The organism is Pontixanthobacter sp. (genome assembly GCF_049682855.1).
In the GTDB taxonomy this organism is placed as follows: domain Bacteria; phylum Pseudomonadota; class Alphaproteobacteria; order Sphingomonadales; family Sphingomonadaceae; genus Pontixanthobacter.
On the sequence record NZ_JBAUIK010000010.1, the window covers coordinates 106,063 to 123,547 of the forward strand.

Here is a 17,485-nt window from a genome sequence, read left to right on the forward strand (position 1 = left end):
GCTCGCATATGAAACACAGCCGTTTGTCGATAGTTCCCGCCCTGATGAGTGCCGCATTGCTGACCGCATGCGGCGGTGAGCCTGCGACAGCACCCGACACGGCGCGCGAGGATGCCGCTGCGCAGGCCGCTCTGCAGCAGCCCGTGATGGGGCCGGAGCGGCGCATTCTCGCCTTTGGAAACAGCCTGTTTGCCGGGTATAATGTGGCGCAGACAGACAGTTACCCTGCCAAGCTGGAAGCCGCGATGCGCGCGCAGGGCATCAATGCGCGTGTCACCGGCGCCGGGGTTTCCGGTGACACGACGGCGGCTGGATTGCAGCGATTGGCGTTCACTCTTGATACGCAACAAGAAAAGCCGGAGCTGTTTATTCTGGAACTGGGCGGGAATGATCTGCTGCGCGGCATCCAACCGGATCAAACCCGCGCAAACCTCGCGGCGATGCTGGATGAGCTGCAAAAGCGCGGCATCCCAGTGCTGCTGATGGGCATGCGCGCACCGCCCAATTACGGCCCAGAATTCCAGGCGCAGTTTGACGGGCTCTATCCGGCGCTGGCAGAAGAATATGGCGCGCAGCTCGTGCCGTTTTTTCTGGAGTCGATTTACGACAAGCCAGAGATGATCCAGTCTGACCGGATCCATCCGACAGAGCAGGGGATCGAGACGCTGGTCGGCGCGACAGTGGATGCGGTGACGGCGGCTTTGCCTGAAGACTAAATCCGCATGGCTTCTCCGCCATCAATCCGCCAGATCGCCGCGTCGCCCTGAATTGCGGCAAAGGGTGCCAGCTCTGTGCCTGTCAGCCACACTTGTGCGCCGCTGCCGCGTAGCCGGTCAAACAGGGCATCACGGCGGATCGGGTCAAGATGCGCGGCAACCTCGTCCAGCAGCAGCACATTAGGGCGTCCGCGTGTGGCAAGCTGCGAATGGGCCAGAATAATCGCGATGAGCATCGCCTTCTGCTCGCCAGTTGAGCACAGCGCGGCGGGCGCGCTTTTGCCCGCCATATGAACGCCCAGCTCATCGCGGTGCGGGCCGATCAGCGTACGTGAGGCCGCGCGGTCTTTCCGGCGGTTCTGTTGCAAAGCCTCCGCCAAATCGGCCTGTAACAACGGCCCGCCAGCCTTGTAAGACAGGGCAGGGCGAGCAAAGGGTTCTTCGGGCAGTGTAGCCAATTCCTGCATCAGTGCAGAGATGAGCCGCGCTCGCCCTGCAGACAGTGCCGCGCCATACTCGGCCAGATGCGCTTCCACCCCGTCCAGCCAAGCGGGCTCGGGCTCCCGCTCGTCGCCAAGCAGTCGGTTGCGTTCACGCAGGGAGGCTTCGTAGCGCGCAGCTGCGCGTGCGTGGGAGGGGTCAATGGCGAGTACCATCCGATCGACAAAGCGGCGTCTTGCACCTGCGCTGTCAGTGAATAAACGGTCCATCGCCGGCGTAAGCCAGCCGATGGCAAGCCATTCCCCCAAACTGACCGCGCTGGCATCGCTGCCATTCACGCGCACCAATCGCCGCCCTGGCCTGGCCGCATTGATATAGGTGCCGAGTCTGACAGCGTCCTGGCCGGTGTCCGCGATGAGCGACGCACCAACGGTGAAGCCGCCGTCGCCATATTGGCCGGCCATCTCTGTCAACGATGCCCGCCGTAACCCGCGTCCAGGTGCAAAGAGCGACAGAGCCTCCATTATATTGGTTTTGCCCGCACCATTATCGCCCACCAGCAGATTGAACTGGCAGGTTCCATCCAGCCGGCTGTCAGCGTGATTGCGGAACGTGGAAAGAGTGATGTGATCCAATACCATATCGTCACAGCCAGTAGCTGTAGAGCGGCGGCGGCGCCACTTGAATTGAGTAAACCAAACATTGGTATAAAATACCAATATTCAGTATTTGTTAATCTAACTATCACGGTGTAAAATCCGGAAAATCCCAGAATTCCAAGATTTCTCAAAACTGGCACGCTGTCTGCAAAGTGAATGGCATGGCGGAATGATCCACCACACTAACCATTAAGAAGAGGGAACCACCAATGAACAATCTCAACACCATCTCCAGCCGCGTCGTTGCAGCCGTTAGCTCACTGGCCCTTTCGGTGGTGATATTCGCCGCCGCAATCATGCCGGCCAATCAGGGCGCCATCCTGCCGCTGGTTGCATAAATCAGACAGTTTCACACCCATTCAAATCTAAGGACATTACCATGCAAGCACTTCAAAACATCTCTGGCCAAGCCGTCGCAGCGATCAGCTCGGTAGCATTCTCATTCATCATCTTTGCCGCAGCTATCACTCCGGCGAACCAGGGCGTCCTGCTCCCTATCGTTGTCTGATCGCTTGCATCAAAATCCGTATTTGAAAGACCAAAACATGATTACCCTGAATGAATTGAGCAACCGCGCCGTCGCCGCTGCTGCATCACTCGCGATATCGGCTGTGTTACTTGCCGCTGCTATCGTCCCAGCCACACATAATTTCTCCGGAGTTTTCGCATGAGCCAGTTGGAACATAAAAATGCAGGCGGTTCGCCATCCAAGGGTTTCCGGCTGGACCGCGCCAACGCCAAAATCTGGGGTGTATGTTCAGGAATTTCAAACTCGACCGGCATCGACCCGGTGTTCATCCGGATCGGCTTTGTGATCGGCGCGCTGGCCAGTGTTGGCACGGCTGCTCTTATCTACGCCGGAATTGGATTAATCGCCGACTGACGGCTGTCTTAATCGGGACCGTCAGCCAGCGGTGAAATGCCCCAGACTATATCCGCTACATCGCCGAAATGCCGCCATCGAGTTTGAGCTCGGCGCCGGTCATGAACCGGCTTTCATCGCTCGCCAGATACAGCACAGCATTGGCGATATCGTTGGGCTCACCGACAAATTTCAGCGGAATTTGACGGGCAAGCTTATCCAGCAATACGTGTTTATCCAGCCCCGCATGCCTCGCCGTGCCGTCCAAAATCGGTGTATCAACAAAGGTGGGATGCACCGAATTGCTGCGAATATTCATATTCTTTTTTGCGCAGTGAAGCGCGATGGATTTGCTGAGCATCCATACTGCTGCTTTGGACGCATTATAGGCGGGCATTGTATCACTGGCGATCAGGCCCGCGATAGAACTGATATTGATGATTGACCCGGGCGCATGGTCACGCATCAGAGGCAAAGCTTTCTGACAGCCGTGAAAGATCGAATCGACATTAACCGAGAAGCAGCGTTGCCAATCGGCAAAATCGCATGTTTCGATATTCCCGGCGACACCAATACCGGCATTATTGACCAGTACGCTCAGCCCGCCCAGATTATCACGGGCGCTGTCAATGGCAGCCTCCCATGATACAGGGTCGGTAACGTCATGCTGGATGGAAAACGCGGTGCCAGCGCCCAGCGCATCATTGATCCCCTTGGCGGTTTCTTCAGCCCCTTCGCCGTTCAGATCGCTGCACAAAACACGTGCGCCCTCCTGAGCGAGGAGCATAGAATGGGCCGCGCCAAGCCCCTGTGCCGCACCAGTTACGAGAGCGAGTTTGCCCTTAACGCGATCAACCATTGCCACTATCTCCCATCAGATGCTCCGCCATCAATATGGCCAGACGCACATCAACCGCATGGCCGCTGGCGCGCCAATCGGCAACAAATTGTCGTAAATCACTAAGCTTGACGCGGTGGACGGTGATATTCTCACCCGGCAATCCGCCGCCTTCGCCAACCTTGGACAGCCCATGCGCGCGCAGCAGAGTGAAACTTTCGCTGACCATGCCCGGGCTGGAATAATATTCGCCCAGATTGTCCATCCGAGCAGCTTTATAGCCGGTTTCTTCCTCCAGCTCGCGCATCGCGGCCGTTTCCGGGGTATCGTTTGCGCCGCCATCATCATCACCAATCAGACCGGCGGGAATTTCCAGACTGCGTTTGCCCAAGGGGATGCGGTATTGTTCGACCAGCAGAACATGTCCATCATCTATGGCGATAATCGCCGCGGCGCGGATATTGCGGGCACGACCGGCATATTCCCACCGGCCGCGCCGTTTGGCGGTGATGAACCTACCTTGCCACATGATCTGTTCGGGCAGGGCGGCATCGGGGTCTGTATCACTCATGGAAAAGGTGCTTAGACCTCTATCAACCGGTCAGGCAATTCGTTTTGGTCATCATGTGCGCGGGGGAAATGTTCGGAGAGAACCTCCCCCACATCGCGGACACCAGCGGCCATACCCTCGGCGATTTTGCCCTGCCTGATTTCCGACAGCATATCGGCCATAGCATCACCCCAAACCTCCGCCGGGACTTTGTTGGCGATGGGTTCATCGGCGACGATTTCTGCGCGGTGTTCCTGCATGGACAGGTAGATCATAATCCCGGTGCGGCCATGCGTGCGCTTTTCCGCGCCGACCTTGAAATGCGCCACCGCGCGGGCATGGACGCGCAGCGTCTTGACTTTGCCGGGGACGAGCGCGAACCGGATCGTATCGGACAGTTGCAGCAGCCAGACCGCCAGGAACCAGAATATCGCTGCGCCTGCCGCCATCGAGAATATCTCGCGCGGGGTCCAGTCAGTGTTCCACCCGCCGTGAAGCCCGGCATAGCTATCGAGCAGTAGGTCAGGAAACGTCACGCAGAATGTCAGCGCCAGAAATGCGGCGAGGGCGCTCCACGCCAAGGCGATGTCAGTATATCCATCCGACCGGTCGGCCAGAACGGTGACGATTTCGCCCGATGTCTGCAATTCTGCGGTTGCCACAGCGTTAGTGACGATTTCATGTGACCGCGCGTCGAGGTATGATTTACGTGCCATAGCCTGTCTCCTACCAGCCACCCGAGGCACCGCCGCCGCCAAAACTGCCGCCCCCACCAGAGAAACCGCCGCCGCCGAGGCCGCCTCCACCGCCCCAGCCGCCGCCGGAACTTCCGCCGCCCGCTGCACCGCGCAGAACCGCGCTACCAACTTCCCACAGGATAATATCGCCAACGCCGCTGCCGGTCAGAGTACCATTGCCGCGCCGCCCGCCTTTGCCGCGATATTTCTTGCCGCTCGCCCCGCGCAGCATAGGCAGGATGATGAACAAGAGAAAAAATGCGAGGAAAATGATTGTCGGAAAATCAATTCCCCCGCCGCTGCTGCGTTGCGGTTCCTGAACTGCCTCAGCAGCCACTGCGCGGGCTTCATCAGGGGGTAACGTCAATTGTTCGATGATGCTGTCGGTCGCCGCTGTAATGCCGCCCGCATAATCGCCTTCGCGAAAACGCGGGACCATTTGCTGGTTGATAATAACCGATGACAGGCCATCGGTGATGATGCCTTCAAGCCCGTACCCCGCTTCAATCCGGGTCTTGCGGTCATTGGGCGCCACGATAATCAGCGCGCCATCATTGCGCTCCTTATCCCCAATGCCCCATTCACGGCCCAGCTGATATCCGTAATCGGCAATGTCATAGCCCTGCAAATCGGGAATGGTGGCAATGACCAATTGCCGCTGCGACTGCGTTTCCAATGCTTGCAGTTTGGCCGTCAGCGCCGCTTCCTGATCATCAGGAATGATATCCGCCGCATCGACCACGCGCCCAGACAGAGCAGGGAAGTCTTGCGCCAATGCGGGCTGCCCGAAAAGCAGTCCTGCACTCAGCACGAGGACAGCGGCAATACGGTGTAATGCGTTCATCGGCGGATTAGCTACCCGAAGTCATATCAAGGACAGGGGCCGCTTCAGCGCCTTCGGTCACAGCCGAATAGGGGACCAGCGGTTCCGCGCCGTGGATCAAATTCGCGCCGATTGTATCGGGAAATGTGCGGATGGTTGTGTTATAATGGCGAACCGCTTCGTTGTAATCGCGCAAAGCCACTGCAATCCGGTTTTCGGTGCCTTCAAACTGGCTCTGGAATGACAGGTAATTCTGGTTGGACTGGATATTGGGATAGGCTTCAAAACTTGCGAGCAAGCGCCCGATCCCCTGGCTCATCTGCCCCTGCGCCGCGGCAAGTTCAGCCATTTTGTCGGGATTGCCCAGATCATCAGCTGAAACATTAATACTGGTCGCTTTGGCGCGTGCTTCTGTCACCTGGGTCAGAATTGTCCGCTCATTTTCGGACGCGCCCTGGACGATTTCCGCCAGATTGGGGATCAGATTGGCACGGCGCTGGAACTGGGCCTCCACATCAGCCCATTTGGCTTTGGCGTTTTCCTCAGCAGTCGGAACCGAATTAATGCCGCACGCAGACAGTGTCATCGCAGCAGCAGCAGCCAGCGCAGCGCGCGGGATAAAGGTCAATTTCATGTGTCGTAGCTCCCCAAAATATCTGTAGCGGCGCCCGGAATAGTCGCGCATTCCACCTGTATTACCAAGATAGCACGGTAAACTTGTGTTTCAAGATAGCATGGGCGGTTGGCACTGCGGTGATTTAATGGCATGGGCGCCGCCTTCACAACCAAGATGGGGGGCGCATAATGCTCGCAGAATTTAAGGACTTTATTGCCAAGGGCAATGTTATGGAACTGGCCGTTGCGGTCATAATCGCTGGCGCATTCGGCGTTATTGTCGCATCGCTCACCGCTGATGTGATTATGCCACTGGTAGGCATGGTGGTTGGCGATGTCGACTTCAGCAGCCAATATATCGTGTTGAGCGGCGACGTGGAGGCTGGCATGTCATTGGAGGCCGCGCGCGAAGCGGGCGCCAACGTATTGGCCTATGGCGCTTTCGTTACATCGATCATAAACTTCGTCATCCTCGCCTTCGTCATCTTCATGCTGGTCCGCTACGTGAACAAGATTCAGGCGAAATATGAGAAACCCGCCGCAGAAGAGGCGCCAGCGGGCCCGACCGAGATCGAATTGCTGACCGAAATTCGCGACGCTTTGAAAAAGTAACAGGCTGATAAATCGGGGCCTCAACGCCCTCCTGTTCCGCTGATTGCGGGATACACTTCACATTAAGCCGGGATCGACTATATAGGTTGGTGCCGGCTTTTTGCTGGCTATGGCGATAAATTGCAGTGTGCAATAAGCATAACGGACCCGGGGGCAGTACCCGGCGGCTCCACCAAAAGCGGCAGACGCTCTTGATTGATAAGAGTGTGGGCCGTTCCTGATGGGGCCGAACTAGGATCGACGTGTGCCGAAAAGCATTGTTTTTGCCCGGGTTGAGAATTCCCGCCAAAGCTCATTTTTATAAGTGCAAACGATAACGAAGCACTCGCTCTCGCAGCGTAATTTGATGGCCTAACGGCCGGACATTACAAAGCCTAAGCGCGGTTGGACCCACCGGGCAACAGAAGCGGATTCCGGGGGCCCGAGGGGGGGCCTAGCAACAGAACCCCCCTCATTTTTCCCCGATTGAGAGAACGATGCGTGAACATATTACGGCGTTCATCCCCCCGATGAAAAGAACGTGGGGGGCCTAGCAACAGAACCCCCCTCATTTTTCCCCGATTAAGAGAACGATGCGTGAATATATTACGGCGTTCATCCCCCCGATGAAAAGAACGTGGGCGGCCTAGCAACAGAACCCCAATTTCCTGCAGAAATGCCGCGCATGGGTGGCGCGCGGGAGCCAGCAAAAACACCGTGCGCATGGCAATGTACCGGCCAGCGCGTCAACAGTTCCCCGCGCTCGCTGCGGTTTTACTGGTCCTCATCGCGGCCATGCTCAATTGTGTTTACGCCGCCATCGGCAGCGGTCTGGTACTGCCCGCCGGATTTCAGAAAAGCTCTTGTGGTCAGCAAATGCGGACCGGAACGCGCCGAGTACATAGCAGCCGGTATATTACGGGCGTTCGCCGGTTAGCCGGCCTCTTCCTGATCGCGTTCCAAGCGCAAGCAATCGAGTATCTTGGCACCGGCCAGAAACACCGCTCCGGTCGTTGCGAGGAACAGCAGTCTGCCGCCCCAGCCGGGGAAATCGGCGAGATATTGTGCACCGCGAGCGGTGGAGCCCAGCGCCAGCGCATAGATAATCAAATAGGCTTCCAGCTTCGTCTTGATGACAAACAGCCTACTGATCTTGTGTAACATGCGCGTCTCTTCCCTAACCTATGCCCGTCAAAACCGTTTCTGAGCGGCCAGGAGCTACCGTTCACAATGGTTAATCCGCAGATGATCTTAGCGATACATTGTGCGGCGTCCAGCGCGTTAACTTAGTTCATCGAGGTCCAGCGCGGTCAACATGGCATGGCGTGCCGCAATGACACGCTTTCGCAGCTCCGCGTCACCGATCTGACCGGGGGCAATTTCCTGTGGCCAATGGTCGCTGATGACATTGCCGAGCAGCTCGGCCTTGGCCTCGTCCAGCATAAAACGCGGATCAACAGTGGCGGGGTCGGCCACCACGCGCAGCCGCAAACAGGCCGGTCCGCCGCCATTGGCCATACTCTGGCGCACATCCACGAACCGGATCGTGCGGATCGGCTGGTTGCCGCCGATCGCCTCTTCCGCCCAGCGCAGGATAGGCTCGGTCCGGGCTTCCTCAGGCGCAATCAGCTCCGCCCCGCCGCCTGGCATTGTCACAAGCTGCGAATTGAACAGATAGGTCGTGATGGCCTGTGACAGACTGACGGCGCGGGCCGGGACCTCGACCACTTCGAGTTCAGGGAATTTTGCGCGGATGGCAGCGTAGGCGCCGTGCTGGTCAGCAAAAGCAAGGGCGTGTGTAAACAGCACCTGTTCATTTGCCACAGCCACCACATCATTGTGGAACGCGCCCGCCGCAATCGCTTCCGGGTTCTGTTCGATGAAAACGGTTTTATCCGGCGGCAGACGATTGAGACGGGCCACAGCCCGGCTGGCTTGCTCGTGCTGGCGGGCTGGGAATGCGCCGCCTGTGCGGCCATATACGAAAATCTCGACCCCGGCGGCGCCATGCTCTCTGCACAGCCGCATGTGATTGGCCGCGCCTTCATCACCGAAACTGGCGGGCACGGCATCGTGCACCGCAAAATATTCCGCATTGCTGAATGCTACGCGTAATTGCTTGACCGTATCGGGCCATTCCTGGCCGCGATGGACCATCGTTGCCAGATTGGCGGCGGTAAGGTGGCATTTGCCGTCGAGCGTATCGGCAGCCGGGCTGACCGTGGCCGCATTGGCAGTCCACATCGCGCTCGCGGACCATGCAGCGCGGAGCAGGGCCGGATCGGCGGTGTTGTCCACGCCGAGAGCCCGTATTAGCCCGTCATTCGGGCGCGGCAGGGGGAGCAGATATCCCTGCGCCAACCCCACTGCATGATTGGCCTGCATTTTGGCCAGGCCCTGCAGTGCTGCGGCACGCGGATAAGACGTCTCGCCCGCATTATTGGTGGCGGCCAGATTGCCCAGGCTTAACCCGGCGTAATTATGGCTGGGGCCGACAATACCGTCAAAATTTATTTCAACCGCGTTCACCGGGCAATGCTCCAGACCGTATCGCCAACCGCCACATCCAGCGTGTCTGCTGCGCAGGAATCAAGCGCGACGCTGCCATCCTCCAACAGCTCCCTCGCACCGTAGCAGCAGCGGAAATCGCCGAGATTGCCGGCCGCAACCAGAGCTTTCTCACCGGTCTTAAGAGCGATTGAGGACACGGTTGCACAGCGTGAACCGGCGATGCTTTTCACGGCATCAGTGCGCGCGGTCATAGTCGGACCGCCATCGAAAATATCGACATAGCCTTCAGCGGCAAAGCCCTCATTTTCAAGCATTCGCATGGCCGCCCGGCCCGTAGGGTGGGGCAGGCCGATCACGCTGCGCGCATCGTCTGATACCATCGCGATATAGACCGGATGTTTTGGCATCAGATCTGCGATAAACTGATTGCCATTGATGGCGTTGAAATAATCCGCTTCCTGAAAACTCATCCCGAAAAACCGGCCAGCGACACCATCCCAGAATGGCGATCCGCCGCGGTCGTCGATAATACCGCGCAATTCGGCAAGAATACGGTCAGCAAAACGCGCGCGGTGCATGGCAATGAACAGATAGCGGCTGCGCGCGAGAAGCAGACCGAGCCCGCCGGCGCGTTCATTGGGGTGTAGAAACAGCCCGCCAACCTCGCTCGCGCCCTCCAGATCAGTGACCAGGCTGAGCATTTCTGCACGGACTGTCCGGTCCAGTTCCTGCGAGTGCTGGGTCAGGGTGGTCATCCGGTAGGAGTAGAATGGCCATTGCTGCCCGACCTGAGTGAACAGTTGACAAGTCCCGCGCACGCTGCCCGTCTCGCGGTTTTCCAGAACCAGCACGAATTGATCATCGCCCAACTGTCCATCATCGCGGCCAAAGGCACTGGCTGCGCGTTCCAGTTTTGCCGCGAGCGCGGTCCGGTCTGCTGGCAGGTTGGTGAAGCCGCCGCCGGTCAGTTTCGCCATTTCGTAAAGCGGTTCCAAATCGGATGCGCGGGCGGCGCGAAGGCGGAAACTCACAGGCTTTCTCCTGATGCGAGGCGGTGGATGACAAGCGCGGAGAGCGCCGCCCGTTCGGGCAAGGAGGAGACGATCATAAACTCGTCAGGCGAATGGATCGATCCGCCGCGCACGCCCATCGTGTCGACCACTGGCACACCGCAGGATGCGATATTATTGCCATCACACACCCCGCCGGTGGATTGCCAACGAATATCCTGGCCAAGCGAGGCACCGCAATCGCGCACCAGATCAAACAGCGCCTGGGCTTTGCGATCAACCGGTTTGGGCGGACGCGAGATACCGCCATGCAGATGGATCGATACCTCCTGCGCCTGCTGGATATCGCCAATCAGTGCGGCAAGCGCGCTTTCAAAATCGGCAGCGGCAGCGGGGCTTTTGGGGCGGATGTTGAACCGCAAAACTGCATGGTCAGGGACCACATTATTGGCCGCGCCGCCTTCAATCTTGGCGGGGTTGATCGGGCATTGATCGGTCTGCAATTGCTTGAGGCCGAGCACCAAAGCCGCCGCTGCCACAATCGCATTGCGCCCGTCCTGAGGGTTGCGGCCTGCATGGGCCGATTTCCCCGTGATCGTCAGTGAATAGTTTCCGCTACCGCCGCGTGCGTGGGCTAAGGTGCCGTCGGGCAGCGCGCTTGGTTCATAAGTGAGCGCCGCAAATTTGCCCCGCGCCATCGCCTCAATCAGCGGAGCCGACGCTAGCGAGCCGGTTTCCTCATCCGAATTAATCAGAATATCATAACCGATTTTGTCCGCTACACCGCTACGCTCAAATGCGCGCAATGCGTGAAGAAAAACCGCAATCCCGCCTTTCATATCCGCCAGGCCGGGGCCGTTCAGCCTATCCTCATCCAGCCATGTCTGGTCTTGAAATGTATGATCTGCGGGAAAGACGGTATCCATATGTCCGGTAAACAGCAGCCGCCGCTCCGCATCAGGACGCACGCTGACGGTGAGATGCTGACCATGCTGTTTTTCAAAAATCTGACCGTCTGCACCCATTGCGGTGACCGGCGCCGGATCAACCAGAGCTATGTCACCGGGCAGAGCCGCCATTGCATCGCAGAGCAGCGCCGCTTGTCTGGCCAGGCCCGGCAGGTTGGCAGAACCGGTATTGACCGCGCTCCAGCTCTGCGCGTCAGCGAGCATTGCGCTGCCATCAATGGGTTCGATCAGACCTGCATGAACTGGATTGAGCTGTGACATGCGGCCACGCTTAGCCCGGCGAACGAGGCTGTCCAACCCTGTATATCCGCTTGGGGACGTATGGCTTGCCAAAGCTGTTGCATTCTGGTGCTTGGCCAGCCATATCAAACGGGTCCTCCCCAGACTTACACATTCAAAATAGCGCATCAGCATGACGGTGCCGTGCGCCCCCTATCTGTGAGGATTTATGAGCGATATCGCGACACGTGCCGGATTGACAATCGACCGCAAACTGGCTGAATTTATGGAGCGCGAGGTTCTTGGCCCGCTGGGCCGCGATGTCGATGCCTTTTGGGATGGATTTGCGGCTTTGCTGGCCCGTTTTGCGCCGCGCAACAGACAATTGCTGGTCAAACGTGATATGCTACAGCGCCAGATTGATAGCTGGCACAGGCAGCATCGCGGACAGCCTCATGATGCGGGCGCGTATAAAACCTTTCTCGAAGAAATCGGCTATCTGGTCCCCGAACCGGGTGATTTTGTGGTCGGTACGCAGAACGTCGATGCAGAAATCGCGACAATGGCCGGGCCGCAACTGGTCGTGCCTATTCTCAATGCCCGCTTCCTGCTCAACGCTGCCAATGCGCGGTGGGGCAGTTTGTATGATGCGTTTTACGGTACAGACGCGCTGGAGGATGCCCCTGCCGCCCAGCAAGCGGGATATTGCCCCGTTCGCGGCGCGGCGGTGATTGCGGCGGGGCGCAAATTCCTGGACGAGGCTGTGCCGCTGGCAACCGGCAGCTGGACGGACAGCACTGATGCTGCCTCGGCCGTTTTGCAGAATAGCGGCCAATATGTCGGCACCACCGGCAAAGGCCCGTTATTCATCAGCAACGGTCTGCATATTGAGGTGGTGGTCGATCCAGCCAGCCCGATTGGCGCGACCGATGGCGCTGGTATCGCAGATATCAATCTGGAAAGCGCGCTCACCGCAATTGCCGATTGCGAAGATTCGGTTGCGGCAGTCGATGCGGAGGACAAGCTGCTTGCCTATACCAACTGGCTGGGCATCATTCGCGGGGATCTGCAGCAAAGCTTTGAGAAAGGCGGCACGACGCACACACGCACATTGGCGGCGGACAAGCACTTTACAGCAGCAGACGGCACCCCGGGCACGCTGTCCGGGCGTAGCCTGATGTTTGTGCGTAATGTCGGACATCTGATGACCAACCCGGCGGTGCATCTGGCCGATGGCAGCGAAATTCCCGAAGGCATAATGGATGCCGTATTCACCAGCGCGATCAGCACCATTGATGTCGAGGGCAAAGCTGCATTCGGCAATTCAAGACATGGCAGCATCTATATCGTGAAGCCCAAAATGCACGGGCCAGAAGAATGCGCTTTTACCAATGATCTGTTCGATGCGGTGGAGGATCTGCTGGGGCTGCCGCGCCACACCATAAAAGTGGGCGTGATGGATGAGGAACGCCGCACCAGCGCCAATCTGGGCGCGTGTATCCATGCGGTGAAAGACCGGATCGTATTCATCAATACCGGCTTCCTTGACCGGACGGGTGATGAAATCCATACCTCGATGCACGCCGGGCCAATGGTCCGCAAGTCAGAGATGAAATCGTCGGCATGGCTGACCGCTTATGAGGCGCGCAATGTCGGTATCGGTTTGCGCCACGGCCTGTCGGGCAAGGCGCAAATCGGCAAAGGGATGTGGGCGGCCCCTGATCTGATGGGGCAGATGATGCGCGAGAAAATCGGGCATTTGAATGCAGGCGCGAACACTGCGTGGGTTCCTTCACCAACCGCGGCAACGCTGCATGCGCTGCATTATCATCAGAAGAACGTGTTCGAAGTGCAGAAGGAGCTGGGTGATGTGCCCGGTTTGGAACCCTTGCTTTCCATACCGCTGGCCGGGGGCACCAATTGGAGCGCGGCGGACATCCGCGAAGAGCTCGACAATAACGCACAGGGGCTGCTCGGTTATGTTGTCCGTTGGATCGATGCCGGTGTCGGCTGTTCCAAAGTGCCGGACATTAACGATGTGGGTTTAATGGAAGACCGCGCGACATTGCGTATCTCCAGCCAGCATATGGCCAATTGGCTGCTCCACGGCGTGTGTACGCAGGACCAGATCATGGACAGCCTCAAACGGATGGCGGAAACCGTGGATGCGCAGAATGCAGGCGATCCCGCTTATGAACCGATGACCGGCAATTGGGACGGAGCGGCTTTCACCGCTGCATGCGATCTGGTGTTCAAAGGTGCCGAGCAGCCCAGCGGCTATACCGAGCCCCTGCTTCACCAATGGCGTCTGCGGAAAAAAGCAGGGTGACAGTTGCTTGACACAATTGACACTGTGTCAAGCGCGCGAATAGACTATAAATTATTGATATTAAACAAAATAATTAATTAATGCTTCAGCTGTCCGGGCAGTATCCCCCCCGGGGGGGGCGGCGCTGATTGAGAGGTCACCCGATGTTTGTCCGATAGCCGGTTTTTGCGGTGTAGGAAAATGTCCCGTTATCATGTTGCCATATACGAGCGGTAACGGGCGATATGGCCGGGGCGCAGACGGTCTGCGCCAATCGAGATGTTGCCCGGCTATTGGCGCGCCGATAATATGCGCGCAATCTGCATGAATTCGTCCACGGTCAAGGTCTCTGCCCGGCGCGTATCGTCAATAGCGAGATCGGCCAGCGCATCGAGCGCACCGGGGATGGTTTTCACGCTTTGACGCAGCATTTTACGCCTTTGCCCAAAGGCGGCGGCGGTCAGCTGCTCCAGCAATTTTGCAGATATGTCATCTGGCATGTCGGACGGCGTGACATGGACGATCGCGCTCATAACTTTGGGCGGCGGTGTGAAGGCGCTGCGATGCACTTTCATGGCGAGCACGGCTTTGGATCGCCACTGTGCCAAGATGGCGAGGCGTCCAAAGGCACTGCCGCCGGGCTGCGCGGTGATCCGCTTGGCCACCTCGTGCTGGAACATCAATGTCAGCGAGGTCCATTGCGGCGGCCATTGTTGCCCGCCAAGCCATTTAACCAGCAGCGCGGTGCCGACATTATAGGGCAGATTGGATGCAATGGCGTAAGGCTCGGACAAGAGCGCGTCATGATCGAGTTTCATCGCGTCGCCATGAATAACCGCCAGCTGCCCCGGAAAGGCAACCTCCAGCTCGGCCAGTGCGGGCAGACAGCGTCCATCCATCTCGATAGCGGTAACCCGCGCCCCGGCACGCAGCAACGCGCGGGTCAGGCCGCCCGGACCAGGCCCGATCTCCAGCACTGCCTGGCCCTGCAAATCACCAGGAATGGCCGCGATCCGGGCAAGCAGCTGTTCATCAAACAGGAAGTTCTGGCCCATCGCTTTGGACGCGCTCAAACCGTGGCGCGCGATCACTTCGCGCAAAGGCGGCAGGTCAGCCATTGCGGCGCGCGGCACATGCACCTGCCATCTGGATCGCTGCAATCATTGCGCCCGCATTGGCAACCCCCTGACCGGCTATGTCAAACGCGGTCCCATGATCGGGCGAAGTGCGGATAATCGGCAGGCCCAGCGTGACATTGACCCCCTTGTCGAAATCGAGAGCCTTCACTGGGATCAGCGCCTGGTCATGATACATGCACAGCGCCGCATCATAGCCAGGCCGCGCATGCGGCGCAAACAGCGCATCGGCGGGATGCGGCCCGCTTGCGCATATGCCAGCAGATTGCAGCGCCGCGATTGCCGGAGCGATATGGTCAATCTCTTCCTTCCCGAACGCGCCATTTTCCCCTGCATGCGGATTGAGCCCGGCAATGGCGATATGCGGATGTTTGATCCCGAAATCGCGGCGCAGCGCAGCATCGGCAATGGTCGCCCGGTGAACAATCCTGTCTGTCGTTATCATGCCTGCAACATCGGCCAGCGCGCAGTGCACGGTGAGCGGAATGGCGCGCAATTGCGGCCCCGCCAGCATCATCACAGCATCACCGGGCGGCACGGCGCAGCTATGCGCGAGATATTCGGTCTGCCCGGCATGTTCAAAACCGATATCTGCCAGCTGCGTCTTACTCACCGGGGCGGTGATCATCGCGGGTACCTCGCCGCCAAGCGCGAGTTGTGTCGCGCCTTCGAGCGATGCCAGGGCCAGCTTTGCGCCATGTTGCGATGGGTGGCCCGCAGTAAAGGGTTCATCCATCGTACCAAAGACGGGTAAATGCGTCTCAAAAATATCTGCAGCTTCGGCGAGCGAAGCGACCGCGCGCACGGGGACATCCAGCCCGCACGCCGTGGCGGCGGCAGCCAGAACGCCCGCTCCGCCGATCACACAAAATGGCGGCAAATCCGCCTGCACGCGCTGCGTCCAGGCCCGCGCGATAATTTCCGGTCCAATACCGGCCGGATCACCCAGTGATACGGCAAAGACACGCCGCAAGGTGGTCAATTATATTCGATATATGCGTCGTTACGCAGATCGCGCAGGAACCGCTGGGCGCGCTTCTGGACGCGCTCTTCCTCAAGATTGGCCATAATCTGTTCAAGTTCCGGCCCGCTATCCTGGGCAGCATCGGTCCGTCCGCATAACATCAGGACGCGCACCCCATCGGTGACTGAACCGAATGGCTGGGTCGTCTGGCCGATTTGCATAGCCAGCAGCGGAGCTTGCAATTGGTCTGGCAGAGTTCTCGCCTGGACGGAATTTGCATTCACTTCGGCCCCGATTGACGCGCCCACCGTTTCCGCATCGGCGCAGCTGCGCATGGACGCGATCGATGCATTGAAACGCTCCACACCGGCTTCAAACGCCGCCTGGTCAGTCCCGTCAGGAAAGCTGACCGAAATTTGCTTCAGATCGAGGATCGCATCGCGCGGATCAGCCATCAGAACCTGCCGCTTGTCGATCAGCAACATGACCATGATCCCGCCAGGGATGGCGAACGGGCCGCGCAATTCGCCCGGTTGCATCTGGCGGGCCTGTTCCACCATCGCGGCCGGCAGGGTCTCCAGACGTACAAAGCCCAGATCACCACCAACCGATGCGGTGGAGGATTCGGAGAATTGGCGGGCATAGGCCACAAAGCTGCCGCCCTGCTGCAATTGCTGCACGATCTGCCGTGCGTTCTGCTCAACAGCCGCGCGATTTTCGGTTGTGGCATTCAGGTAAATTTCGCCAATCCGGTATTCTTCGGTTCCGCGCGATGCCTCCATCCGCTCCTTTACTTCGCGGGCTTCCTCTTCAGAAACATTGACAAAGGGCGAGATATTGCGCCGGATCAGATTATTCCAGGCCAGCTCGCCGCGTATCTGCCGTTTAAGCGATGCGGGGGAGGAGCCGATGCGGAGCAGATAAATGTCCATCTGATCAGGGTTGGAGCCGAAATTCTGTGCTGCCAGGCTGTTGTAACGCTGTTCCACCAGCGCATTGTCAACCGGCATCTCCTGTGCCTCGGCCGCCTGTATCTGGATGGTTTCGTCAATCAGGTTGCGCAAAACCTGCTCTTTCACGCGCTGCAATTCGGCGGGCGGTAATTCGCCTTCGGATGCCGCGACCAGCAAAGCCACACGGTGGTCGATATCGGTTCCGGTGATGACCGTGCCGTTCACGACTGCGGTTGGTATCCGCATATTCGGGTTGTTATTGCCGAGCAGCTTCACGTCGGCGGGAATATTAAGGGCTGGCGCGCCTTGTTGCGGCGCAGCCTGGGCCAGCGTCGCCACCGGGCTCAGCGTCAGACCAAGAGCGGCGACCGTGCAGGCCAGTGCCGCCGGCGCTTTTTTCAATACGTAACGGGTCGAAAAGATCATAAAACTCACATCTATACCGGGTTATATATGGTGTTAATAAAGCGGAAGCCCGCAATGCATATCTGTTTTAATGTGACAGTTCCGGCTTAACCGAAGCTGAGCGCGTTTGAGCGTTAGCCTGTTTCCATGATCCTGCCAATCATTTGGCTGGGTGATAG

At 58.5% G+C, this 17,485-nt stretch carries 19 protein-coding genes and 1 other RNA gene; 6 read left to right on the forward strand and 14 right to left on the reverse strand.

The window, feature by feature from the left end:
• Positions 1–8: 8 nt before the first annotated feature.
• Entirely contained in the window at positions 9–716 is a 708-nt protein-coding gene (locus WA922_RS07655; RefSeq protein WP_424771106.1) for an arylesterase, read from the forward strand.
• Here WA922_RS07655 and recF read toward each other — a convergent pair.
• Positions 713–1,798: a DNA replication/repair protein RecF gene (recF, locus tag WA922_RS07660; protein WP_424771107.1), complete on the reverse strand. Its 1,086-nt coding sequence runs from the start codon at positions 1,796–1,798 to the stop codon at positions 713–715. The two genes, WA922_RS07655 and recF, sit on opposite strands and share 4 nt — an antisense overlap.
• 227 nt (positions 1,799–2,025) lie before the next feature.
• On the opposite strand from recF, the gene WA922_RS07665 reads away from it, so the two are divergent.
• Together WA922_RS07665 and WA922_RS07670 are read left to right on the forward strand one after the other, a co-directional pair.
• A complete protein-coding gene (locus tag WA922_RS07665) occupies positions 2,026–2,154 on the forward strand; it encodes a hypothetical protein (protein WP_424771108.1) in 129 nt (42 codons plus the stop codon).
• A gap of 329 nt (positions 2,155–2,483) precedes the next feature.
• A complete protein-coding gene (locus WA922_RS07670) occupies positions 2,484–2,699 on the forward strand; it encodes a PspC domain-containing protein (RefSeq protein WP_424771109.1) in 216 nt (71 codons plus the stop codon).
• 55 nt (positions 2,700–2,754) lie between these two features.
• Here WA922_RS07670 and WA922_RS07675 read toward each other — a convergent pair whose 3' ends face one another.
• From WA922_RS07675 to WA922_RS07695, 5 genes are read right to left on the reverse strand one after another with little or no spacing between them, the layout of a single operon-like run.
• Entirely contained in the window at positions 2,755–3,537 is a 783-nt protein-coding gene (locus WA922_RS07675; protein WP_424771110.1) for an SDR family oxidoreductase, read from the reverse strand.
• Positions 3,530–4,087, reverse strand: a complete 558-nt coding sequence (locus WA922_RS07680; protein ID WP_424771111.1) for an NUDIX hydrolase — start codon at positions 4,085–4,087, stop codon at positions 3,530–3,532. Before WA922_RS07680 ends, WA922_RS07675 begins: the two co-directional genes overlap by 8 nt.
• A gap of 11 nt (positions 4,088–4,098) precedes the next feature.
• Positions 4,099–4,782, reverse strand: a complete 684-nt coding sequence (locus WA922_RS07685) for a TPM domain-containing protein (protein ID WP_424771112.1) — start codon at positions 4,780–4,782, stop codon at positions 4,099–4,101.
• Between the two features lie 10 nt (positions 4,783–4,792).
• The gene (locus WA922_RS07690; RefSeq protein WP_424771113.1) at positions 4,793–5,647 is read right to left on the reverse strand and encodes a TPM domain-containing protein; all 855 of its coding nucleotides are present in this window, start codon (positions 5,645–5,647) and stop codon (positions 4,793–4,795) included.
• A 7-nt stretch (positions 5,648–5,654) separates the two neighbouring features.
• A complete protein-coding gene (locus WA922_RS07695; RefSeq protein ID WP_424771114.1) occupies positions 5,655–6,260 on the reverse strand; it encodes a LemA family protein in 606 nt (201 codons plus the stop codon).
• Between the two features lie 170 nt (positions 6,261–6,430).
• Between WA922_RS07695 and mscL the strand changes: the two genes are divergently transcribed.
• Both mscL and ssrA read left to right on the forward strand, forming a co-directional pair.
• On the forward strand, positions 6,431–6,853 hold the full coding sequence (gene mscL / locus WA922_RS07700; protein WP_424771115.1) for a large conductance mechanosensitive channel protein MscL: 423 nt from the start codon (positions 6,431–6,433) through the stop codon (positions 6,851–6,853).
• Between the two features lie 52 nt (positions 6,854–6,905).
• Positions 6,906–7,268: a transfer-messenger RNA gene (ssrA, locus tag WA922_RS07705) on the forward strand.
• A 338-nt stretch (positions 7,269–7,606) separates the two neighbouring features.
• Here the strand turns inward: ssrA and WA922_RS07710 are convergent.
• From WA922_RS07710 to WA922_RS07730, 5 genes are all read right to left on the reverse strand, one after another.
• Positions 7,607–7,735 carry a hypothetical protein gene (locus WA922_RS07710; RefSeq protein ID WP_424771116.1) on the reverse strand — a complete coding sequence of 43 codons (129 nt, stop codon included), beginning with the start codon at positions 7,733–7,735 and terminating at the stop codon, positions 7,607–7,609.
• Positions 7,736–7,765: 30 nt separating this feature from the next.
• A complete protein-coding gene (locus WA922_RS07715) occupies positions 7,766–7,996 on the reverse strand; it encodes a hypothetical protein (RefSeq protein ID WP_424771117.1) in 231 nt (76 codons plus the stop codon).
• A gap of 117 nt (positions 7,997–8,113) precedes the next feature.
• On the reverse strand, positions 8,114–9,361 hold the full coding sequence (locus WA922_RS07720) for an N-succinylarginine dihydrolase (RefSeq protein ID WP_424771118.1): 1,248 nt from the start codon (positions 9,359–9,361) through the stop codon (positions 8,114–8,116).
• Positions 9,358–10,374, reverse strand: a complete 1,017-nt coding sequence (locus WA922_RS07725) for an arginine N-succinyltransferase (RefSeq protein WP_424771119.1) — start codon at positions 10,372–10,374, stop codon at positions 9,358–9,360. Before WA922_RS07725 ends, WA922_RS07720 begins: the two co-directional genes overlap by 4 nt.
• The gene (locus WA922_RS07730) at positions 10,371–11,582 is read right to left on the reverse strand and encodes a hydrolase (RefSeq protein WP_424771120.1); all 1,212 of its coding nucleotides are present in this window, start codon (positions 11,580–11,582) and stop codon (positions 10,371–10,373) included. The genes WA922_RS07725 and WA922_RS07730 overlap by 4 nt, the downstream gene beginning before the upstream one ends.
• 187 nt (positions 11,583–11,769) lie before the next feature.
• Between WA922_RS07730 and WA922_RS07735 the strand changes: the two genes are divergently transcribed.
• Positions 11,770–13,869: a malate synthase G gene (locus WA922_RS07735; protein WP_424771121.1), complete on the forward strand. Its 2,100-nt coding sequence runs from the start codon at positions 11,770–11,772 to the stop codon at positions 13,867–13,869.
• A gap of 269 nt (positions 13,870–14,138) precedes the next feature.
• On the opposite strand, the gene rsmA is transcribed toward WA922_RS07735, so the two are convergent.
• From rsmA to WA922_RS07750, 3 genes are read right to left on the reverse strand one after another with little or no spacing between them, the layout of a single operon-like run.
• Positions 14,139–14,966 (reverse strand): 16S rRNA (adenine(1518)-N(6)/adenine(1519)-N(6))-dimethyltransferase RsmA, encoded by an 828-nt coding sequence (gene rsmA, locus WA922_RS07740; protein WP_424771218.1) that lies wholly within the window; start codon positions 14,964–14,966, stop codon positions 14,139–14,141.
• The gene (gene pdxA / locus WA922_RS07745; protein ID WP_424771122.1) at positions 14,959–15,966 is read right to left on the reverse strand and encodes a 4-hydroxythreonine-4-phosphate dehydrogenase PdxA; all 1,008 of its coding nucleotides are present in this window, start codon (positions 15,964–15,966) and stop codon (positions 14,959–14,961) included. Before pdxA ends, rsmA begins: the two co-directional genes overlap by 8 nt.
• A complete protein-coding gene (locus WA922_RS07750) occupies positions 15,963–17,327 on the reverse strand; it encodes a foldase protein PrsA (protein WP_424771123.1) in 1,365 nt (454 codons plus the stop codon). Before WA922_RS07750 ends, pdxA begins: the two co-directional genes overlap by 4 nt.
• Positions 17,328–17,485: the final 158 nt, after the last annotated feature.